The organism is Cupriavidus alkaliphilus (assembly GCF_900094595.1).
GTDB classification, from domain to species: domain Bacteria; phylum Pseudomonadota; class Gammaproteobacteria; order Burkholderiales; family Burkholderiaceae; genus Cupriavidus; species Cupriavidus alkaliphilus.
Map to the genome: position 1 here is coordinate 578,223 of NZ_FMAD01000003.1, position 18,139 is coordinate 596,361.

At 65.1% G+C, this 18,139-nt stretch carries 18 protein-coding genes and 1 pseudogene; 3 read left to right on the top strand and 16 right to left on the bottom strand.

What is annotated here, in order from left to right; all coding sequences use genetic code 11:
• Window positions 1-16 precede the first annotated feature (16 nt).
• From GA0116996_RS28540 to GA0116996_RS09380, 16 genes are all read right to left on the bottom strand, one after another.
• Window positions 17-148 (bottom strand): hypothetical protein, encoded by a 132-nt coding sequence (locus GA0116996_RS28540; RefSeq protein WP_012353360.1) that lies wholly within the window; start codon window positions 146-148, stop codon window positions 17-19.
• A 99-nt stretch (window positions 149-247) separates the two neighbouring features.
• The gene (leuB, locus tag GA0116996_RS09310) at window positions 248-1,315 is read right to left on the bottom strand and encodes a 3-isopropylmalate dehydrogenase (protein WP_029050120.1); all 1,068 of its coding nucleotides are present in this window, start codon (window positions 1,313-1,315) and stop codon (window positions 248-250) included.
• A 22-nt stretch (window positions 1,316-1,337) separates the two neighbouring features.
• Window positions 1,338-1,988, bottom strand: coding sequence for a 3-isopropylmalate dehydratase small subunit (leuD, locus tag GA0116996_RS09315; protein WP_012353362.1), 651 nt, complete (start codon window positions 1,986-1,988; stop codon window positions 1,338-1,340).
• Between the two features lie 20 nt (window positions 1,989-2,008).
• A complete protein-coding gene (gene leuC, locus GA0116996_RS09320; RefSeq protein ID WP_092309733.1) occupies window positions 2,009-3,418 on the bottom strand; it encodes a 3-isopropylmalate dehydratase large subunit in 1,410 nt (469 codons plus the stop codon).
• A 340-nt stretch (window positions 3,419-3,758) separates the two neighbouring features.
• Window positions 3,759-4,460, bottom strand: coding sequence for an ABC transporter ATP-binding protein (locus tag GA0116996_RS09325; protein WP_018005201.1), 702 nt, complete (start codon window positions 4,458-4,460; stop codon window positions 3,759-3,761).
• Window positions 4,460-5,233 carry a high-affinity branched-chain amino acid ABC transporter ATP-binding protein LivG gene (gene livG, locus GA0116996_RS09330; RefSeq protein WP_092309828.1) on the bottom strand — a complete coding sequence of 258 codons (774 nt, stop codon included), beginning with the start codon at window positions 5,231-5,233 and terminating at the stop codon, window positions 4,460-4,462. Before livG ends, GA0116996_RS09325 begins: the two co-directional genes overlap by 1 nt.
• A 20-nt stretch (window positions 5,234-5,253) precedes the next feature.
• Window positions 5,254-6,534, bottom strand: coding sequence for a high-affinity branched-chain amino acid ABC transporter permease LivM (locus GA0116996_RS09335; protein ID WP_092309736.1), 1,281 nt, complete (start codon window positions 6,532-6,534; stop codon window positions 5,254-5,256).
• Window positions 6,535-6,546: 12 nt separating this feature from the next.
• On the bottom strand, window positions 6,547-7,473 hold the full coding sequence (gene livH, locus GA0116996_RS09340; RefSeq protein ID WP_018005204.1) for a high-affinity branched-chain amino acid ABC transporter permease LivH: 927 nt from the start codon (window positions 7,471-7,473) through the stop codon (window positions 6,547-6,549).
• Between the two features lie 85 nt (window positions 7,474-7,558).
• Window positions 7,559-8,674, bottom strand: a complete 1,116-nt coding sequence (locus GA0116996_RS09345; RefSeq protein WP_092309739.1) for a branched-chain amino acid ABC transporter substrate-binding protein — start codon at window positions 8,672-8,674, stop codon at window positions 7,559-7,561.
• Between the two features lie 535 nt (window positions 8,675-9,209).
• Entirely contained in the window at window positions 9,210-10,511 is a 1,302-nt protein-coding gene (gene gltA, locus GA0116996_RS09350; RefSeq protein ID WP_092309742.1) for a citrate synthase, read from the bottom strand.
• Window positions 10,512-10,554: 43 nt separating this feature from the next.
• Window positions 10,555-10,842 (bottom strand): FAD assembly factor SdhE, encoded by a 288-nt coding sequence (locus GA0116996_RS09355; protein WP_012353370.1) that lies wholly within the window; start codon window positions 10,840-10,842, stop codon window positions 10,555-10,557.
• A 78-nt stretch (window positions 10,843-10,920) separates the two neighbouring features.
• On the bottom strand, window positions 10,921-11,622 hold the full coding sequence (locus GA0116996_RS09360) for a succinate dehydrogenase iron-sulfur subunit (RefSeq protein ID WP_011298473.1): 702 nt from the start codon (window positions 11,620-11,622) through the stop codon (window positions 10,921-10,923).
• Between the two features lie 34 nt (window positions 11,623-11,656).
• Complete coding sequence (sdhA, locus tag GA0116996_RS09365) at window positions 11,657-13,435, bottom strand: succinate dehydrogenase flavoprotein subunit (RefSeq protein ID WP_092309745.1); 1,779 nt, start codon at window positions 13,433-13,435, stop codon at window positions 11,657-11,659.
• A gap of 3 nt (window positions 13,436-13,438) precedes the next feature.
• Window positions 13,439-13,804, bottom strand: a complete 366-nt coding sequence (gene sdhD / locus GA0116996_RS09370) for a succinate dehydrogenase, hydrophobic membrane anchor protein (RefSeq protein WP_092309748.1) — start codon at window positions 13,802-13,804, stop codon at window positions 13,439-13,441.
• Window positions 13,805-13,815: 11 nt separating this feature from the next.
• On the bottom strand, window positions 13,816-14,226 hold the full coding sequence (sdhC, locus tag GA0116996_RS09375; RefSeq protein ID WP_012353373.1) for a succinate dehydrogenase, cytochrome b556 subunit: 411 nt from the start codon (window positions 14,224-14,226) through the stop codon (window positions 13,816-13,818).
• 272 nt (window positions 14,227-14,498) lie between these two features.
• A complete protein-coding gene (locus GA0116996_RS09380; protein WP_092309751.1) occupies window positions 14,499-15,401 on the bottom strand; it encodes a GntR family transcriptional regulator in 903 nt (300 codons plus the stop codon).
• A 412-nt stretch (window positions 15,402-15,813) separates the two neighbouring features.
• Here GA0116996_RS09380 and GA0116996_RS09385 point away from each other — a divergent pair, with 412 nt between their 5' ends.
• The 3 genes and pseudogenes from GA0116996_RS09385 to GA0116996_RS09395 all read left to right on the top strand — a co-directional run.
• The gene (locus GA0116996_RS09385; RefSeq protein ID WP_092309754.1) at window positions 15,814-16,797 is read left to right on the top strand and encodes a malate dehydrogenase; all 984 of its coding nucleotides are present in this window, start codon (window positions 15,814-15,816) and stop codon (window positions 16,795-16,797) included.
• Window positions 16,798-16,925: 128 nt separating this feature from the next.
• Window positions 16,926-17,906, top strand: a complete 981-nt coding sequence (locus GA0116996_RS09390; RefSeq protein ID WP_092309757.1) for an HpcH/HpaI aldolase/citrate lyase family protein — start codon at window positions 16,926-16,928, stop codon at window positions 17,904-17,906.
• Window positions 17,907-17,959: 53 nt separating this feature from the next.
• Window positions 17,960-18,139, top strand: a pseudogene (locus GA0116996_RS09395) (2-methylcitrate synthase); the annotation flags it as partial.

The window sequence follows — 18,139 nt, forward strand, 5'->3', positions numbered from 1 at the left end:
GGCACGACGAACGGATCTAGGCGATCGCGGTTTTAATAATGGTTTTAATCGTCGTTGCGGTCTGGCCGAGCGAGATCGTGCCGACCGGGCCGCGGGTAGCGGTCAGGGCGACAACAGCAGTCAGGGTGGACTGGGAAAATCGGGCCATCGGCAGAGTCTACACGATTTTGCGGCGCTGCCGCAGCGTGCAAATTGGGGACAAATAAAACGCAGGGCACCGCGATGGCGGTGCCCTTTTGCGTGTGACTTACAGTGCCGCCAGCACGGCCTCACCCATCTCGCGGGTGCCAACCTGCTTGCAGCCCGGCGTCAGGATGTCGCCGGTGCGGTAGCCCTGGGCCAGCACCTTCTTCACGGCGTTCTCGATGCGGTCGGCCTGCTCGGCCTTGTTCAGCGAGTAGCGCAGCATCATCGCCGCCGACAGGATGGTCGCCAGCGGATTGGCCACGCCCTTGCCGGCGATGTCCGGCGCCGAGCCGTGCGAGGGTTCGTACAGGCCCTTGTTGTTCGCATCCAGCGACGCCGACGGCAGCATGCCGATCGAGCCGGTCAGCATCGCCGCCTCGTCCGACAGGATGTCGCCGAACATATTGCCGGTAACGATCACGTCGAAGCTCTTGGGCGCCTTGACCAGTTGCATGGCCGCGTTGTCCACATACATGTGCGACAGTTCGACCTCCGGATATTCCTTGCTGACATCGATCACGATGTCCTTCCAGAACTGGAAGGTCTCGAGCACGTTGGCCTTGTCGACGCTGCACAGCTTCTTGCCGCGCTTGGCCGCGGCCTGGAATGCCACATGCGCGATGCGGCGGATTTCCGGCTCGCTGTAGCGCATGGTGTCGAAGGCTTCGCGCTCACCCTTGAACAAACCGTCCGGCGCTTCGCGCAGGCCGCGCGGCTGGCCGAAGTAGATGTCGCCGTTCAGCTCGCGCACGATCAGGATGTCCAGGCCGGCGACCAGCTCGGGCTTCAGGCTCGAGGCGCCGGTCAGTTCCGGATAGCAGATCGCCGGACGGAAGTTGGCGAACAGCTGCAGGTGCTTGCGCAGGCCCAGGATGGCCTGCTCGGGGCGCAGCGCGCGCTCCAGGCTGTCGTACTTCCAGTCGCCGACGGCGCCGAACAGGATAGCGTCGGCTTCCTTGGCCAGCTTGAGCGTATTTTCCGGCAGCGGATGGCCTTCGGCCTCGTAGCCGGCGCCGCCCACCGGCGCGGTTTCCAGTTCGAACTTCTCGTCGAGCGCGTTCAGTACCTTGACGGCCTCTGCAACGATTTCGGGACCGATGCCGTCACCCGGCAGGACTGCGATCTTCATTGTTGTCTTTCCTCGTAGAGCCTTATCCGACCAGGCGGTTGTTCAGCCACGGCATCTTCGCCACGCGCTCGGCCTCGAAGGCCTTGATCTTGTCGGCATGACGCAGGGTCAGGCCGATATCGTCGAAGCCATTCAGCATGCAGTACTTGCGGAACGGCGCGATGTCGAACTCGTAGCCCTGCCCCGACGGCGTCAGCACCACCTGCTTGTCCAGGTCGATGGTCAGCTGGTAGCCGTTGAACGCGTTGGTCTCGTTGAACAGGTGGTCGACCTGCTGCTCGCTCAGCACCACCGGCAGCAGGCCGTTCTTGTAGCAGTTGTTGAAGAAGATATCGGCGAAGCTGGGCGCGATCACGGCGCGGAAGCCGTATTGCGTCAGCGCCCACGGCGCGTGCTCGCGCGAGCTGCCGCAGCCGAAGTTGCGGCGCGCCAGCAGGATCGACGCACCCTGGTAGCGCGGCTGGTTCAGCACGAAGTCCGGGTTCAGCGGACGCTTGCTGTTGTCCATGCCGGGCTCGCCCACATCCTTGTAGCGCCACTCGTCGAACAGGTTGGGACCGAAGCCGGTACGCTTGATGGACTTCAGGAACTGCTTCGGGATGATGGCGTCGGTATCGACGTTCTCGCGGTCGAGCGGCGCGACCAGGCCGCTGTGTACGGTGAACTTTTCCATGATGCTCTGTCCTTGCTTGTTCAGCCCAGCTTGCGGATATCGACGAAATGGCCCTCGATGGCAGCCGCGGCGGCCATCGCCGGGCTCACCAGGTGGGTGCGCCCGCCCGCGCCCTGGCGGCCCTCGAAGTTGCGGTTCGAGGTCGAGGCGCAGCGCTCGCCCGGATCGAGGCGGTCGGCATTCATCGCCAGGCACATCGAGCAGCCGGGCTCGCGCCATTCAAAGCCGGCGGCCTTGAAGATCTGGTCCAGGCCTTCGCGCTCGGCCTGCTCCTTGACCAGGCCCGAGCCCGGCACCACCATCGCCAGCTTCACGTTCGCGGCAACCTTGCGGCCCAGCTTTTGCACTACCCAGGCGGCGGCGCGCATGTCCTCGATGCGGCTGTTGGTGCACGAACCGATGAAGACCTTGTCGATGCTGATGCTCTCGACCGGCACGTTGGGCCGCAGGCCCATGTATTCCAGCGCGCGTTCCATCGCGTTGCGCTTGTTCGGATCCTTTTCCTTCTCCGGGTCCGGCACGCGGTCTTCGATGCTGATCACCATTTCCGGCGAGGTGCCCCAGGTCACCTGCGGGCGCACCTCTTCCGCGCGCAGCTCGACCACCTGGTCGAACTTCGCACCGGCATCGGAATGCAGCGTGCGCCAGTAGGCCACGGCCTGCTCCCACTCCACGCCCTGCGGCGCGTACGGGCGGCCCTTGACGTATTCCAGCGTGACATCGTCCACCGCCACCAGGCCGGCGCGCGCGCCCGCTTCGATGGCCATGTTGCAGACCGTCATGCGGCCTTCCATGGTCAGGTCGCGGATGGCCGAGCCGGCGAACTCGATGGTGTAGCCGGTGCCGCCGGCGGTGCCGATCTTGCCGATGATGGCCAGCACGATGTCCTTGGCGGTGCAGCCGCGCGGCAGCTTGCCTTCCACCCTGACCAGCATGTTCTTCGCCTTCTTGCCCAGCAGCGTCTGCGTGGCCAGCACGTGCTCGACTTCGGAGGTGCCGATGCCGTGCGCCAGCGCGCCGAAGGCGCCGTGGGTGCTGGTATGCGAGTCGCCGCACACCACCGTCATGCCCGGCAGCGTCGCGCCCTGCTCCGGCCCGATCACGTGCACGATGCCCTGGCGGTGGTCGGTCATCTTGAACTGGGTGATGCCGAAGCTGTCGCAATTGGCGTCCAGCGTATCGACCTGCAGCTTCGATACCGGATCGGCAATGCCCTGGCTGCGGTCCGTGGTCGGCACGTTGTGGTCCGACACCGCCAGGTTGGCGCTGATGCGCCACACCGGGCGCTCTGCCATCTTCAGGCCCTCGAACGCCTGCGGGCTGGTCACTTCATGCAGCAGGTGGCGATCGATATAGAGCAGCGTGGTGCCGTCTTCCTCGACGTGGACGGTGTGGTCATCCCAGAGTTTGTCGTAGAGCGTCTTGGCCATGATGCGATGGCGGGACCGATGACCGTGCCTTGGCAGGCCGGACCGCGGGGACCGCGCAGTAGTTTGCAGGGGTTTTTTCCGCTCCGGTCGCGGCGTGCGAACCGGCAGGCAATCATGACGATCGCGCCGGAAGCCGCCGGAAGCGGGCGTTATTTCAAGCGTTGCGGCAATGCTTGACTTGGCAATCGATTATGCCACAGGGGGTATGGGCAGCCGCGCCCAGCCTGGCCCGGAAGGCGCCCGCCATGTAATGTGATTGGCGAAAGGGGGATTTCGCGGATGGCGAAAACGCGCAGAAGAGAAGGAAGCGGCCGCCGCGGCGAGCGGCGGCCGGCCGGCATCAGCCGCCCAGGTAGGCGGCCTTGATCCGGTCGTTGGCGAGCAGGTTGGCGCCGGTATCGGCCAGCACCACCTTGCCGGTTTCCAGCACATAACCCCGGTCCGCCACCTGCAGCGCCTTGTTGGCGTTCTGCTCGACCAGGAACACGGTGACGCCCTCGTCACGAATGGTGCGGATGATGTCGAAGATCTGCGCAATGATCAGCGGCGCCAGGCCGAGCGTGGGCTCGTCCAGCAGCAGCAGGCGGGGCCGGCTCATCAGCGCCCGGCCGATCGCCAGCATCTGCTGCTCGCCGCCCGACATGGTGCCGGCGCGCTGGCCCGCGCGCTGGTTCAGGCGCGGGAACAGCTTGAACACGTGCTCGATGCCCGCCTCGATCTCGTCGCGCCTTGCGAAGAACGCGCCCATCTTCAGGTTTTCCAGCACCGTCAGGCTCGGGAACACGCGCCGGCCCTCGGGCGAGATCGCCATGCCCAGGCGCATGATCTCGTGGGTCGAGCGATGGGTAATGTCCTGCCCTTCGAACAGCACCCGCCCGCTCGAGGCGCGCGGCGTGCCGCACACGGTCATCATCAGCGTCGTCTTGCCGGCGCCGTTGCTGCCGATCAGGGTGACGATCTCCCCCTTGTTGACTTCGATCGATACGCCCGACAGCGCCTCGACGGCGCCGTAGTGGGTATGGACCTGTTCCAGCTTCAGCATCAGTCCTCTCCCAGGTAGGCCTTGATCACGCGCGGGTCGTTGCGCACTTCTTCGGGCTTGCCGATCACGATGGGCTTGCCGTGCTCCATCACCAGGATGCGGTCGGACACGCCCATCACCAGGCTCATGTCGTGCTCGATCAGCAGCACGGCAATGCCGAACTCGCGCCGCAGCTGGTCGATCAGCTGCTGCAGCTCGATCTTCTCCTGCGGATTCAGGCCGGCGGCGGGCTCGTCCAGCATCAGCAGGCGCGGCTGGGTGATCATGCAGCGCGCGATCTCGAGCCGGCGCTGGTGGCCGTACGAGAGCGTGCCCGCCTCGCGGTTGGCGACGCTGGTCAGGCCCATGCGCTCCAGCCACTGCGCGGCGCGCTGCAGCGCCTCGCGCTCGGCGCGGCGGTAGGCCGGGGTTGCGAACAGGCCGCGCAGGATGCCGGACTGCACCTGCAGGTGTTGCGCCACCATCAGGTTCTCGACCACGGTCAGGTTCTTGAACAGGCGGATGTTCTGGAACGTGCGCACCAGGCCCTTGCGCGCCACCATGTGGCTGGGCAGGCCGGCGATGGCGTGGCCGTCGAGCGTGACGTCGCCCGCGCTCGGCTTGTAGAAGCCGCCGACGCAGTTGAACACCGTGGTCTTGCCGGCGCCGTTCGGGCCGATGATGGCGAAGACCTCGTCCTTGCGCACATCGAAATCGATGCCGTCGACGGCCAGCAGGCCGCCGAAGCGCATCTGCAGGCCCGACACCCTGAGCAGTTCTGCCGTGGCATTGATCGGCGCACTCATTGCTGCATTCATCGGGGAAGCTCCACTTGCGGGCGGCTCGCGGGCAGCAGGCCCTGCGGACGCCACATCATCATCAGCACCATCACCAGGCCGAAGATCAGCATGCGATATTCGGCAAAGCCGCGCGCCACTTCGGGCAGCACCGTCAGCAGGATCGCCGCCAGGATCACGCCCAGCTGCGAGCCCATGCCGCCCAGCACCACCACGGCCAGCACCAGCGCCGATTCGATGAAGGTGAACGATTCCGGATTGACCAGGCCCTGGCGCGCGGCGAAGAACGCGCCGCCCAGGCCGGCGAACGATGCCCCCAGCGTGAACGCCGACAGCTTGATGCGGGTCGGGTTCAGGCCGAGCGAACGGCAGGCGATCTCATCCTCGCGCAACGCCTCCCAGGCGCGGCCCATCGGCATGCGGATCAGCCGGCTGGTGACGAACAGCGTGAAGCCGACCAGCAGCAGCGCGATCAGGTAGAGGAAGATCACCATGTGCTGGCTGGCGTAGTCCAGGCCGATCAGCTCGTGGAAGGTGCGCGTGCCCTCGACGCTGGCGCTGCGCGCCATCTCGACGCCGAACACGCTGGGCTTGGGAATGCCCGAGACACCATCCGGACCGCCGGTCAGGCTGGTCAGGTTGTTCAGCAGCAGGCGGATGATCTCGCCGAAGCCGAGCGTGACGATCGCCAGGTAGTCGCCGCGCAGGCGCAGCACCGGGAAGCCGAGCAGGAAGCCGAACCCCGCCGACAGCGCCGCCGCGATCGGCAGGCATTCCCAGAAGCTCAGGCCGAAGTACTGGTTCAGCAGCGCGTAGGTGTAGCCGCCCACGGCATAGAAGCCGACATAGCCCAGGTCGAGCAGGCCGGCATAGCCCACCACGATGTTCAGGCCAAGACCCAGGATCACGTAGATCAGCGCCAGCGTGGCCACGTCGACGGCGCCGCGCGAGCCGAAGAACGGCCACACCAGCCCCACCGCCAGCAGCACCCACACCGCCACGCGCTGCTGCTGCGCACCCAGCTGCGGCAGCGCCGGCAGGCGCACCGCGCTGCCCGCGCGCGACAGCACCGGCTTGAACAGCTGGAACAGGAATACCGCGGCCACGGCCAGCCACACCGGCCGCCAGTGCGGTTCCAGCACCACCTGGTAGCCTTCCAGCTTGAGCTGCAGGCCGAGGATGGGGATGGTCAGGATGGCGGTCACCACCGCCGCCGTGATCGCATTCTTGAGCGACTGGCCCGGCGTGGCGCCGCGCGCGGCGTGTCCGGCGGACATCGCAGAAACTTGGTTGGTCATGTCTCGCCTCCCTCAGACCTTTTCGACATCGGGCTTGCCCAGCAGCCCGGTCGGACGGAACAGCAGCACCAGCACCAGCAGGCTGAAGGCAACCACGTCCTTGTATTCGGCCGGCATGTAGCCCGAGGCGAAGGTTTCCGCCAGGCCCAGCAGCACGCCGCCGAGCATCGCGCCCGGGATGCTGCCGATGCCGCCCAGCACCGCCGCGGTAAAGGCCTTGATGCCGGCAATGAAGCCGATGAAGGGATTGAGCTTGCCGATGGTCAGCCCGATCAGCACGCCGCCCACCGCCGCCAGCATCGCGCCCAGCACGAAGGTGAACGAGATCACCTTGTTGGTGTCGATGCCGAGCAGGTTGGCCATGCGCATGTCCTCGGCGCAGGCACGGCAGGCGCGGCCCATGCGCGAGCGGCCGATAAACAGCGTCAGCGCCACCATCAGCGCCAGCGTCACGCCGACGATCAGCAGGCGCGAGTACGGCACCGTCACGGTGAAGTCGCCGCCCATCTGGAACTCGATGGCGCCCGAGATCAGCACCGGCACCGACACATCACGGGCGCCCTGCCCGATCTGGACATAGTTCTGCAGGAAGATCGACATGCCGATCGCCGAGATCAGCGGCACCAGCCGCGGCCCGCCGCGCAAGGGGCGGTATGCCACCCGCTCGACCGCATAGCCGTAGACGCCGGTGACCAGCACCGACACCAGCAAGGCGGCGCCGAGCACCAGCGGCAGGGGATAGCCTGCCTGGGCGCCGATGGCGGTGAGCGTGACCAGGCCGACATAGGCACCGATCATGTAAATCTCGCCGTGCGCGAAATTGATCATGCCGATGATGCCGTAGACCATTGTGTAGCCGATGGCGATCAGCGCATAGATCGCACCCAGCGTCAGGCCGTTGACCAGCTGCTGGGTGAACTGTGGAAGGAATTCATTCATTGGGGAAGCCTCAGGAACTTGAAGCCCGATACCAGAACGCCCCGCCCGGGGTACGGGCGGGGCGTGTGCGGGAAGGAGCGCCTGCTTAGTTCGCGGCGGTCTTGCTGGCGTCCTTGTGCCAGGTGTAGACCACGAACTTGAAGGACTTCAGGTCGCCCTTGGCGTCGTACTCGACCTTGCCGATCGGCGTGGTGAAGGCGTTCTTGTGCATGTACGCCGCGACCTTGGTGGGATCGGTGCTCTTGGCGCCGGCAATGGCGTCGCCGATGATCTTGACCGCGGCATAGGCCGGCATCTGGAACGGACCGTTGGCGTCACGCTTCTTGTCGGCAAAGGCCTTGACCAGGCTGGCGTTGGCCGGATCGGCCGAGAAGTCGGCCGGCAGCGTCACCAGCATGCCTTCCGACGACGGGCCGGCGATCGCGGTCACGTCCTTGTTGCCCACGCCCTCGGGGCCCATGAAGGTGGCCTTCACGCCCTGCTCGCGCGCCTGGCGCAGCAGCAGGCCCATTTCCGGGTGATAGCCGCCGAAGTAGACAAAGTCCACGCCCTGCGACTTGAGCTTGGTGATCACGGCCGAGTAGTCCGAGTCGCCGGCGTTGATGCCTTCGAACACGGCCACCGGGATCTTGGCGGCTTCCAGGTCCTTCCTCACCGAGCTGGCGATGCCCTGGCCGTACGACTGCTTGTCGTGCAGCACCGCGACCTTCTTCGGCTTGATCTTGCCGATGATGTACTGGGCGGCGGCCGGGCCCTGCTGGTCGTCGCGGCCGATGGTGCGGAAGATGAAGTTGCGCTTCTTGGTCTCGGTCAGCTGCGGCGCAGTGGCCGACGGCGTAACCATCACGATGCCCTCGTTCTCGTAGATGTCCGAGGCCGGAATGGTCGAGCCCGAGCACACGTGGCCGATCACGTACTTGATGTTCTGGCTGACGATCTTGTTGGCCACCGCGACCGCCTGTTTCGGCTCGCAGGCGTCATCCATCAGCACCACCTCGAACTTGTTGCCGCCGGCGCCGCCGGCTGCGTTGATCTGTTCGACGGCAGTCAGCGCACCGGCCTTGACCATGTCGCCATACTGCGCCACCGAGCCGCTCATCGGGCCGGCAATGGCGATCTTCACGGTTTCGGCGTTGGCGGCGGCGCCAAAGGTAGCCAGCATGGCAGCCAGCGAAATGGTGGAAAGACGGGACAGCGTCATCAGGAGCTCCTCGATTTATGTTTGGGTCATCCGGGCAGAAACGGTATGACCTGCGCAATCGAACAACACCCGCGGACGACTGGGATCGGGATCGGCGGAAGCGCCACCCGAGACGCGGAAGTCGGGCCTGCAAGGAAGAGACAGCGTATGCGGGGCCCGGCAAGTGTCAGTCCCGCTGAGGTAATGGGGACCAAGGTTCGGAAAGACAACGTTTGATGCGTTCTCTATTGCGCAAGCGATTCGCCTGCCCCGCTTGCCGCACCGCACGCCGGAAGGGTGGCCCGGCTGCCGTCGGCAAAGCAGCCCGCATTATAGGGTCAAATTTCCTGCCGCACGCGACTATCGCACAATTTATGCGGAACCGATTTGGGAAAACGCGACACAATCGTCCACGAATTGCGCCCGGGACCATTCAAGGTGCAATTTCCTGCCCTTTCCGGCGCCGCAGTGCACAACCGCACCCGCGCCACAAAGACAAACGCCCCGGCAGGGCCGGGGCGTCTGGAATTGCTGCACTGCGCAGCGGCGGACCAGCTTAGCGCTTGGCCACGTCCGGCACGTCGCGGGTGGCGGCGCCGACGAACAGCTGGCGCGGACGGCCGATCTTGTATTCCGGATCGGTGATCATCTCTTCCCACTGCGAGATCCAGCCCGGGGTACGGGCCAGCGCGAAGATGCAGGTGAACAGCGAGGTCGGGATGCCCAGCGCGCGCTGCACGATGCCCGAGTAGAAGTCGACGTTCGGGTACAGCTTGCGGCTGACGAAGTACTCGTCTTCCAGCGCGATCTTTTCCAGCTCCATGGCCAGCTTGAACAGCGGGTCGTTGTGCAGGCCCAGCTCGTTCAGCACTTCATGGCAGGTTTCGCGCATCAGCTTGGCACGCGGATCGTAGTTCTTGTACACGCGGTGGCCGAAGCCCATCAGGCGCACGCCCGAGTTCTTGTCCTTGACCTGCTTGATGAACTCGCCGATGTTATCGACGCTGCCGATCTCTTCCAGCATCTTCAGCGCGGCTTCGTTGGCGCCGCCGTGGGCCGGACCCCACAGGCAGGCCACGCCGGCGGCGATGGCGGCGAACGGGTTGGTGCCCGACGAACCGGCCAGGCGCACGGTCGAGGTCGACGCGTTCTGCTCGTGGTCGGCGTGCAGGATGAAGATGCGGTCCAGCGCGCGCTCCAGCACCGGGTTCACGGTGTACGGTGCGCACGGCGTGCCGAACAGCATGCGCAGGAAGTTGCCCGAGTAGGACAGGTCGTTCTGCGGGTAGATGTACGGCTGGCCGATGTTGTACTTGTACGCCATGGCGACCATGGTCGGCATCTTGGCGATCAGGCGGATGGCCGAGATCTCGCGCTGGTGCGGATCATCGATGTCCATCGCGTCATGGTAGAACGCGCTCATGGCACCCACCAGGCCGGTCAGCACGGCCATCGGGTGGGCATCGCGGCGGAAACCGCGCATGAAGAACTGCAGCTGCTCGTGAACCATGGTGTGGTTCATCACGTGGCCGACGAATTCTTCCTTCTGCTTGGCGTTGGGCAGCTCGCCCTTGAGCAGCAGGTAGCAGGTCTCGAGGTGGTCGCACTTCTGCGCCAGCTGCTCGATCGGGTAGCCGCGGTACAGCAGCTCGCCCTTGTCGCCGTCGATATAGGTGATCTTGGAATTGCACGAAGCCGTCGACATGAAACCGGGGTCGTAGGTGAACTTACCGGTTTGTCCGTACAGCTTGCGAATGTCGATCACGTCCGGGCCAACCGTACCCTTGTAGATCGGCAGCTCAACGCTGGGGGAACCATCGGAGAACGATAGCGTGGCTTTCACATCGGACGGCGTCATGTCGGATCCTTCAAATGCTGTGAATAATAATGTTGACCAAAACTCAGACCGTACGCAGCAGGGCGATGACTCGCTGCATCGGGGGCGTGTCGAGCTCACCGTCCAGTTCCTTGCGCGCAAGGAGCAGGTCCATCAACTCGTTGTCGCTGAGCTCGAACAGCTGGCTCAGCGCAGCCACATCCTCGTCGGACAGGCTCTCCTCGTAACGGTTGAAGAAACGTTCGACGATGATGTCGTTCTCCAGGAGGCCGCGGCGGGCACGCCAGCGCAACCGGGCGCGCTTGTGCGGATCGGCCTGATGGGAGAAGGTGGTGGCAGGACTCTCAGTCATGGCTTCCTACTTTCGGCGCGCCCGCCAGATATAGCCGCTCTGGCTGACGCGCCGCTTACTACTTAGACAGCCGCGGGATCAGACCGCGCGGCGGACCATCAGCTCCTTGATCTTGCCGATGGCCTTGGTCGGGTTCAGACCCTTCGGGCACACGTCGACGCAGTTCATGATGCTGTGGCAGCGGAACAGGCGGTACGGGTCGTTCAGGTTGTCCAGGCGCTCGCTGGTGGCCTGGTCGCGGCTGTCCGCGATGAAGCGGTAAGCCTGCAGCAGGCCGGCCGGGCCGACGAACTTGTCCGGGTTCCACCAGAACGACGGGCACGAGGTCGAGCAGCTGGCGCACAGAATGCACTCGTACAGGCCGTCCAGCTCGTCACGCTCTTCCGGCGACTGCAGGCGCTCTTTCTCGGGCGGCGGCTCGTCGTTGATCAGGAACGGCTTGATCGAGTTGTACTGCTTGAAGAAGTTCGTCATGTCGACGATCAGGTCGCGCACCACCGGCAGGCCGGGCAGCGGACGCAGCACGATGCGGTCCGGCAGCTCGCGCATGTTGGTCAGGCAGGCCAGGCCGTTCTTGCCGTTGATGTTCATCGCGTCCGAGCCGCACACGCCTTCGCGGCACGAGCGGCGGAACGAGATGGTCTCGTCCAGCTTCTTGAGCTTCACCAGCGCGTCCAGCAGCATGCGCTCGTGACCGTCCAGCTCGACCTCGTAGGTCTGCATGCGCGGCGCCGCATCCTTGTCCGGATCGTAGCGGTAGACTTCGAAAATACGCTTCATTTCTGTGGGTCCTGTTATCTCTACGATGCGGTGCTCAGAACGTGCGGGCCTTCGGCGGCACGCTTTCCACCGTCAGCGGTTCCATCTTCACCGGCTTGTAGTCGAGGCGGTTGCCTTCGCTGTAGAACAGCGTGTGCTTGAGCCAGTTCTGGTCGTCGCGGTTGGGGAAGTCGCTGTGCGCGTGGGCACCGCGCGATTCCTTGCGGGCGGCCGCCGAGATCATGGTGGCCTTGGCCACTTCCACCAGGTTGGCCACTTCCAGGGCTTCCACCAGCGCGGTGTTGAAGACCTTGGACTTGTCCTTCAGGTGGATGTTGTCGGCACGCTCGGACACTTCCAGGATGCGCTCGACGCCTTCGTCCATCAGCTTCTGGGTACGGAACACGCCGGCATGCGACTGCATGTTCTTGCGGATGTCGTTGGCGACATCCTGCGTGTACTCGCCCGACGACGAAGCCTGCAGCTTGGCCAGGCGCGACAGCGCGCGGTCGGCGGCATCGGCCGGCAGCGGCTTGTGTTCCTTCTGCTTCAGGTTCTGCGCGATGATGTGGTTGCCGGCGGCGCGGCCGAACACCACCAGGTCGAGCAGCGAGTTGGTGCCCAGGCGGTTGGCGCCGTGCACCGACACGCACGAGCATTCGCCGATCGCGTAGAAACCGTTGACGACCTCGTTCGGGTTGCCGTTCTTCGGCACCACTACCTGGCCGTGGTAGTTGGTCGGGATGCCGCCCATCTGGTAGTGGATGGTCGGGACCACCGGGATCGGTTCCTTGATCGCGTCGACGTTGGCGAACTTCAGGCCGATCTCGCGGATCGACGGCAGGCGCTTCATGATGGTCTCGGCGCCGACGTGGGTCAGGTCGAGCAGCACGTAGTCGCCGTTCGGGCCGCAGCCGCGGCCTTCCTTGATTTCCTGGTCCATCGAGCGCGAGACGAAGTCGCGCGGCGCCAGGTCCTTCAGCGTCGGGGCATAGCGCTCCATGAAGCGCTCGCCGTCCTTGTTGCGCAGGATACCGCCCTCGCCGCGCACGCCTTCGGTGATCAGCACGCCCGCGCCGGCCACGCCGGTGGGGTGGAACTGCCAGAACTCCATGTCTTCCAGCGGCACGCCCGCGCGCGCGGCCATGCCCAGGCCGTCACCGGTGTTGATGAAGGCGTTGGTGGAAGCGGCGTAGATGCGGCCGGCACCGCCGGTCGCGAACAGCGTGGTCTTGGCCTCGAGGATGTAGACCTCGCCGGTTTCCATTTCCAGCGCGGTCACGCCCACCACGTCGCCGTCCTGGTCGCGGATCAGGTCCAGCGCCATCCATTCGACGAAGAAGTGGGTCTTGGCGCGCACGTTGCGCTGGTACAGCGTGTGCAGCAGCGCGTGGCCGGTACGGTCGGCCGCGGCGCAGGCACGCTGCACCGGCTTCTCGCCGTAGTTGGCGGTGTGGCCGCCGAACGGGCGCTGGTAGATGGTGCCGTCGGGGTTGCGGTCGAACGGCATGCCGAAGTGCTCGAGCTCGTACACGACCTTCGGCGCTTCCCGGCACATGAACTCGATCGCGTCCTGGTCACCCAGCCAGTCCGAGCCCTTGATGGTGTCGTAGAAGTGATAGTGCCAGTTGTCCTCGCTCATGTTGCCCAGCGAGGCACCGATGCCGCCCTGCGCCGCCACGGTGTGCGAGCGGGTCGGGAACACCTTGGACAGCACGGCCACGTTCAGGCCGGCTTCCGCGAGCTGGAGGGATGCGCGCATCCCGGCGCCGCCAGCACCGACGATGACCACGTCAAAGCGGCGACGCGGCAATCCAGTCTTGACTGCGACCATTTATTACACCCTCCAGAGAATCTGAGCAGCGTAGCCCGCGCAACCGACGAGCCACAGAATCGTAAGAACTTGCAGCACGAGGCGCACCGCCATCGGCTTCACATAGTCCATCCAGATATCGCGCACGCCAATCCAGGCGTGATACAGCAGCGACAGGATGGTCAGGAACGTAATGATCTTCATCCACTGGTTGGCGAAGAGCCCTGCCCACGCTTCATACGAAGCGCCGTTCGACAGCAGGAAGGCAACAGCCAGGATCACGGTGAAGACCACCATGACCACGGCGGTGACGCGTTGCGCGAGCCAGTCTTTCAGACCGTAGTGCGCACCGACGACAAGACGCTTGGGACCGATATTGTTATTTGCCACCTTGATTCTCCTCAGAACAGGCCGAACAGCTTCAGGCCGAAAATCAGGGTAAGCAGCAGGCTCACAACCAGCACGCTGATGGCAGACTTGGCCGAGGCGGGCTTGGAGACACCAACGTGCACATCCAGCAGCAGGAAGCGGATCCCGGCGCAGAAGTGATGCAGATAACCCCAGATCAGGGCCAGCACAACCAGCTTGACAAAGCCGCCGGACAGAAGGGCCGAGAACTTTGCGAAGCTCAGTTCGGAGGTGATGCTCTGCTCAAACAGATACAGGACGAAGGGAAGGAGGAGGAACATCAGTGCACCGCTCACGCGATGCAGGATGGATACCTTGCCGGCCCAGGGCAACCGGTACTTCGCGATCTGCGAAATACCGATATTCCGGAACTCCGGCCTGGCTTGTTTGACGGCTTCAGCCATGCGAGACCCCATTAGCGGTAAACAAAGAAACGAAACTGCCATTGCCTGCATGCAACGGGATGCATTAGGGCAAATCCATGAGATTTTAGCGCCTTTGTTGCGCGCTGCACCAATAATTTTCTGCTATCACACCCCGACAAGCGCCGCCCGACAATCGCACACAAAGCACATCCGGCGGCCCGCGCCCCGCGACAACCTCCGCGTCGCGCAACAGACGGCATTTCCATGGCCAACCGACAATAACCGGCGCGTGCAGGGGGCGGCGCCGCGTTTCAGCTCAGGTCGTTCTGGTAATAGTGTCGGGTCGTGACATAAAGCCCACGGCGCACTTCCACGGGACGATCGCCATAGGTGTAGGAAACGCGCTCGACCGACAACAGCGGCGAGCCCACCGGCACGGACAACAGCCCGGCCGCGGTTTCATCGGCCGGGACGGCGCGGATTTTCTCCGAGGCGCGGATCATGCGCGTACCGAATTCGGCCTCGAACAATGCATACATGGGCCCCTTCCACTCGGTCAGCTTTTCCGCGGTCAGGCCCTTGAAGTTGGCGCCGAGCAGCCAGATTTCGTCCAGCACGGTCGATTCGCCGGAGAAAGTCAGCACCCGGCGGATCTGCACCACGCTGTCGCCGGTGCGGATGTCGAGCAATCGCGCGATCTCGGCCGGGGCGCGCAGGCGCTTGCATTCCAGCACATGGCTGGCGCCATAATGGGGTTCGCCTTCGTCCGGGACGAGGCGCAGGAAGCGGAACTTGACCACGTCTTCATGGTGCGTGGTGACGAAGGTGCCCTTGCCCTGGCGGCGCGCCACCAGGTTTTCGGCGGCCAGTTCGTCGATGGCCTTGCGCACCGTGCCCTGGCTGACCTTGTAGCGCGACGCCAGCTCCATCTCGCTCGGAATCATCTCGCCCGGCTTCCATTCGCCGGATTGCAGGCTGCGCGTGATCAGCGCCTTGATCTGCTGGTAAAGCGGGCTGAACGTGGGCGATGGCACTGACTGCAGACCAGGAGCGGGACCAGAAGCGGCACCAGTTGGCGGGGCGGCCTGCGGCGCGGCGGCCGGCGCGGGCGCCGGCGGCGAAAGCGGCTGCGTCCCGGCGCCAGGCGTGGCGGCGCCAGATTCCTGCGCGCCGGGTGTGGCTGCGCCGGTCAGGGACGTAGGCAGGGAGGACATAGCGCGATTTCACCACAAAAGGGCGAGTAACGTCCAGCCTTACGTTAATTGTCTTATGTCTTATATAAGACATATGAATTGACAGGATAGAGAGGCCAGGCCTACACTCGCGCTGGTCCACGCCCGCGATCGCCCGCCTCCAGGCCCGCCAGCTGCCGCCCCAGGGCGGAAATGTACCGCGCCCGCGGCGGCACGGTCTGGAAATGGCGCCTCGCTTCGCAGTAGACTAACGCTTTGTTGCATCACCATGACCCGTTGTGGCTCTCCCCCACCGGCCCCGCCACCTGGCTCCGGCGGACGGCCGCTCCCCGCTGTGGCGACAACCAGCACCCGGTGACACACCGCGCGCCTCCGCATGGCGCCGGCGCGCCACCGACCGGCATTCCCCCTTCTATCGTTTGGAGATTTACTCATGGCTAAAGCCCCAATGCGCGTCGCAGTGACCGGCGCCGCTGGCCAGATCGGCTACTCCCTGCTGTTCCGCATCGCCAACGGCGACATGCTGGGCAAAGACCAGCCGGTCATCCTCCAACTGCTCGACCTCCCGCAAGCCCAGCAAGCCGTCAAGGGCGTGGTGATGGAACTGGAAGACTGCGCGTTCCCGCTGCTGGCCGGCGTGGTCATAACCGATGACCCCAAGGTTGCCTTCAAGGACGCCGATGTCGCCCTGCTGGTGGGCGCCCGTCCGCGCAGCAAGGGCATGGAGCGCAAGGACCTGCTCGAAGCCAACGCCCAGATCTTCACGGTGCAGGGCAAGGCGCTGGACGAAGTCGCCAGCCGCAACGTCAAGGTGCTGGTGGTCGGCAACCCGGCCAACACCAACGCCTACATCGCCATGAAGTCGGCCCCGAACCTGCCGCGCGAGAACTTCACCGCGATGCTGCGCCTGGACCACAACCGCGCGCTGTCGCAGATCGCCGCCAAGACCGGCAAGCCGGTGTCGTCGATCGAGAAGCTGTTCGTGTGGGGCAACCACAGCCCGACCATGTACGCCGACTACCGCTACGCCACCGTCGACGGCCAGAGCGTCAAGGACCTGATCAACGACCCGGTGTGGAACAACGACGTGTTCCTGCCGACCGTCGGCAAGCGCGGCGCCGCCATCATCGAGGCCCGTGGCCTGTCGTCGGCCGCCTCGGCCGCCAATGCCGCCATCGACCACGTGCGCGACTGGGTGCTGGGCAGCAACGGCAAGGTCGTCACCATGGGCATCCCGTCCAACGGTGAATACGGCATCCCGGCCGACACCATGTTCGGCTACCCGGTGACCACCGCCAACGGCAAGTACGAAATCGTCAAGGGTCTGGAGATCGACGCCTACAGCCAGGAAAAGATCAACATCACCCTGAATGAACTGGAAGAAGAAAAGGCCGGCGTGCAGCATCTGCTGGGCTGATCTTCCGAACGCTCGAAAAAAGGACCGGGGTTCCGCAACGATTCAAGAATCGGCGCGGACCCCGGTTTTTTCATAGGCAGCGCCCAGGCGCCCTGCCCTGTCCGCCAACTTCAACTTCCCGAATCCACGTGCATCCTTCCGAGGTCTTGTTCCAGGGCGAAGCCATCCCGGTCCAGTTGCCGGTGTGTGACCATTACGCGGGCAGCGAAAAGCTCATGCGCAAGTCGCTGGCCCTGCAACAAGAGCTTGGCCCGGTCTTCGACATCACCTTCGACTGCGAGGACGGCGCCGCCGTGGGCCACGAGCACGAGCACGCCGAACTGTGCGCGCAGCTGGTCAACGGCCCGCTCAACGCCCACAACCGCGTGGGCGTGCGCATCCATGACCCGGCCCACCCCAGCTGGCGCCAGGACGTCGACGTACTGGTGCGCGCCGCCGGGGCGCGGCTGGCCTATGTGGTGGTGCCCAAGGTCACCGACGTGGTCGAGGTGGCGCGCGTGACCGACCATGTCAACCAGGTCGCGCGCAGCGCCGGCATTGCCCGCCATATCCCGATCCATGTGCTGATCGAAACCCATGCCGCGCTGGAGCAGGCCTTCGATATCGCCGCGCTGGTGCAGGTGGAATGCCTGAGCTTCGGCCTGATGGACTTTGTCTCGGCGCACCATGGCGCGATCCCCGGCGAGGCCATGCGCTCGCCGCAGCAGTTCGAGCACCCGCTGGTGCGCCGCGCCATGCTGGAAATCTCCGCCGCGTGCCACCGCCACGGCAAGGTGCCGTCGCACAACGTCAGCACCGACGTGCAGGCGCCGCAACGCGCCGGCGACGATGCGCTGCGCGCGCGCTGCGAATTCGGCTACTTGCGCAAGTGGAGCATCCATCCGGGCCAGATCGCCCCGATCGTGGCGGCGTTCCGGCCCGGCGCGGAAGAGATCGGCGCGGCCAGCCAGATCCTGCTGGCCGCGCACGAGAACAACTGGGCGCCGATCCGCCATGAAGGGCAGCTGCACGACCGCGCCAGCTACCGCTATTACTGGTCGCTGCTGCAGCGTGCGCAGGCCACCGGCACGCCGCTGCCGGCCAATGTGGAAGCGCTGTTCTTCGGCTGAAGCCGGTCCCCCAACCCATCCCATCATCATCCGCAGTGCCCAAGGAGACACGGATGCCTGCCTCGAAGCTCGCCGCGACCGACCCCACGCCCGCCCCCGCACCCGACACCGGGGCCAGCGCGCCGGCCGCGCCGCGGGCCAAGAAATCCGTCGCGCTGTCGGGCGTGACCGCCGGCAATACCGCGCTGTGCACCGTCGGCCGTACCGGCAACGACCTGCACTACCGTGGCTAC

Bases quoted from the DNA above. Each gene is read 5' to 3' on its own strand.
- GA0116996_RS28540 (WP_012353360.1), bottom strand. From the start codon at position 148: ATGGCCCGATTTTCCCAGTCCACCCTGACTGCTGTTGTCGCCCTGACC.
- leuB (WP_029050120.1), bottom strand. From the start codon at position 1,315: ATGAAGATCGCAGTCCTGCCGGGTGACGGCATCGGTCCCGAAATCGTT.
- leuD (WP_012353362.1), bottom strand. From the start codon at position 1,988: ATGGAAAAGTTCACCGTACACAGCGGCCTGGTCGCGCCGCTCGACCGC.
- leuC (WP_092309733.1), bottom strand. From the start codon at position 3,418: ATGGCCAAGACGCTCTACGACAAACTCTGGGATGACCACACCGTCCAC.
- GA0116996_RS09325 (WP_018005201.1), bottom strand. From the start codon at position 4,460: ATGCTGAAGCTGGAACAGGTCCATACCCACTACGGCGCCGTCGAGGCG.
- GA0116996_RS09335 (WP_092309736.1), bottom strand. From the start codon at position 6,534: ATGACCAACCAAGTTTCTGCGATGTCCGCCGGACACGCCGCGCGCGGC.
- livH (WP_018005204.1), bottom strand. From the start codon at position 7,473: ATGAATGAATTCCTTCCACAGTTCACCCAGCAGCTGGTCAACGGCCTG.
- GA0116996_RS09345 (WP_092309739.1), bottom strand. From the start codon at position 8,674: ATGACGCTGTCCCGTCTTTCCACCATTTCGCTGGCTGCCATGCTGGCT.
- gltA (WP_092309742.1), bottom strand. From the start codon at position 10,511: ATGACGCCGTCCGATGTGAAAGCCACGCTATCGTTCTCCGATGGTTCC.
- GA0116996_RS09355 (WP_012353370.1), bottom strand. From the start codon at position 10,842: ATGACTGAGAGTCCTGCCACCACCTTCTCCCATCAGGCCGATCCGCAC.
- GA0116996_RS09360 (WP_011298473.1), bottom strand. From the start codon at position 11,622: ATGAAGCGTATTTTCGAAGTCTACCGCTACGATCCGGACAAGGATGCG.
- sdhA (WP_092309745.1), bottom strand. From the start codon at position 13,435: ATGGTCGCAGTCAAGACTGGATTGCCGCGTCGCCGCTTTGACGTGGTC.
- sdhC (WP_012353373.1), bottom strand. From the start codon at position 14,226: ATGGCTGAAGCCGTCAAACAAGCCAGGCCGGAGTTCCGGAATATCGGT.
- GA0116996_RS09380 (WP_092309751.1), bottom strand. From the start codon at position 15,401: ATGTCCTCCCTGCCTACGTCCCTGACCGGCGCAGCCACACCCGGCGCG.
- GA0116996_RS09385 (WP_092309754.1), top strand. From the start codon at position 15,814: ATGGCTAAAGCCCCAATGCGCGTCGCAGTGACCGGCGCCGCTGGCCAG.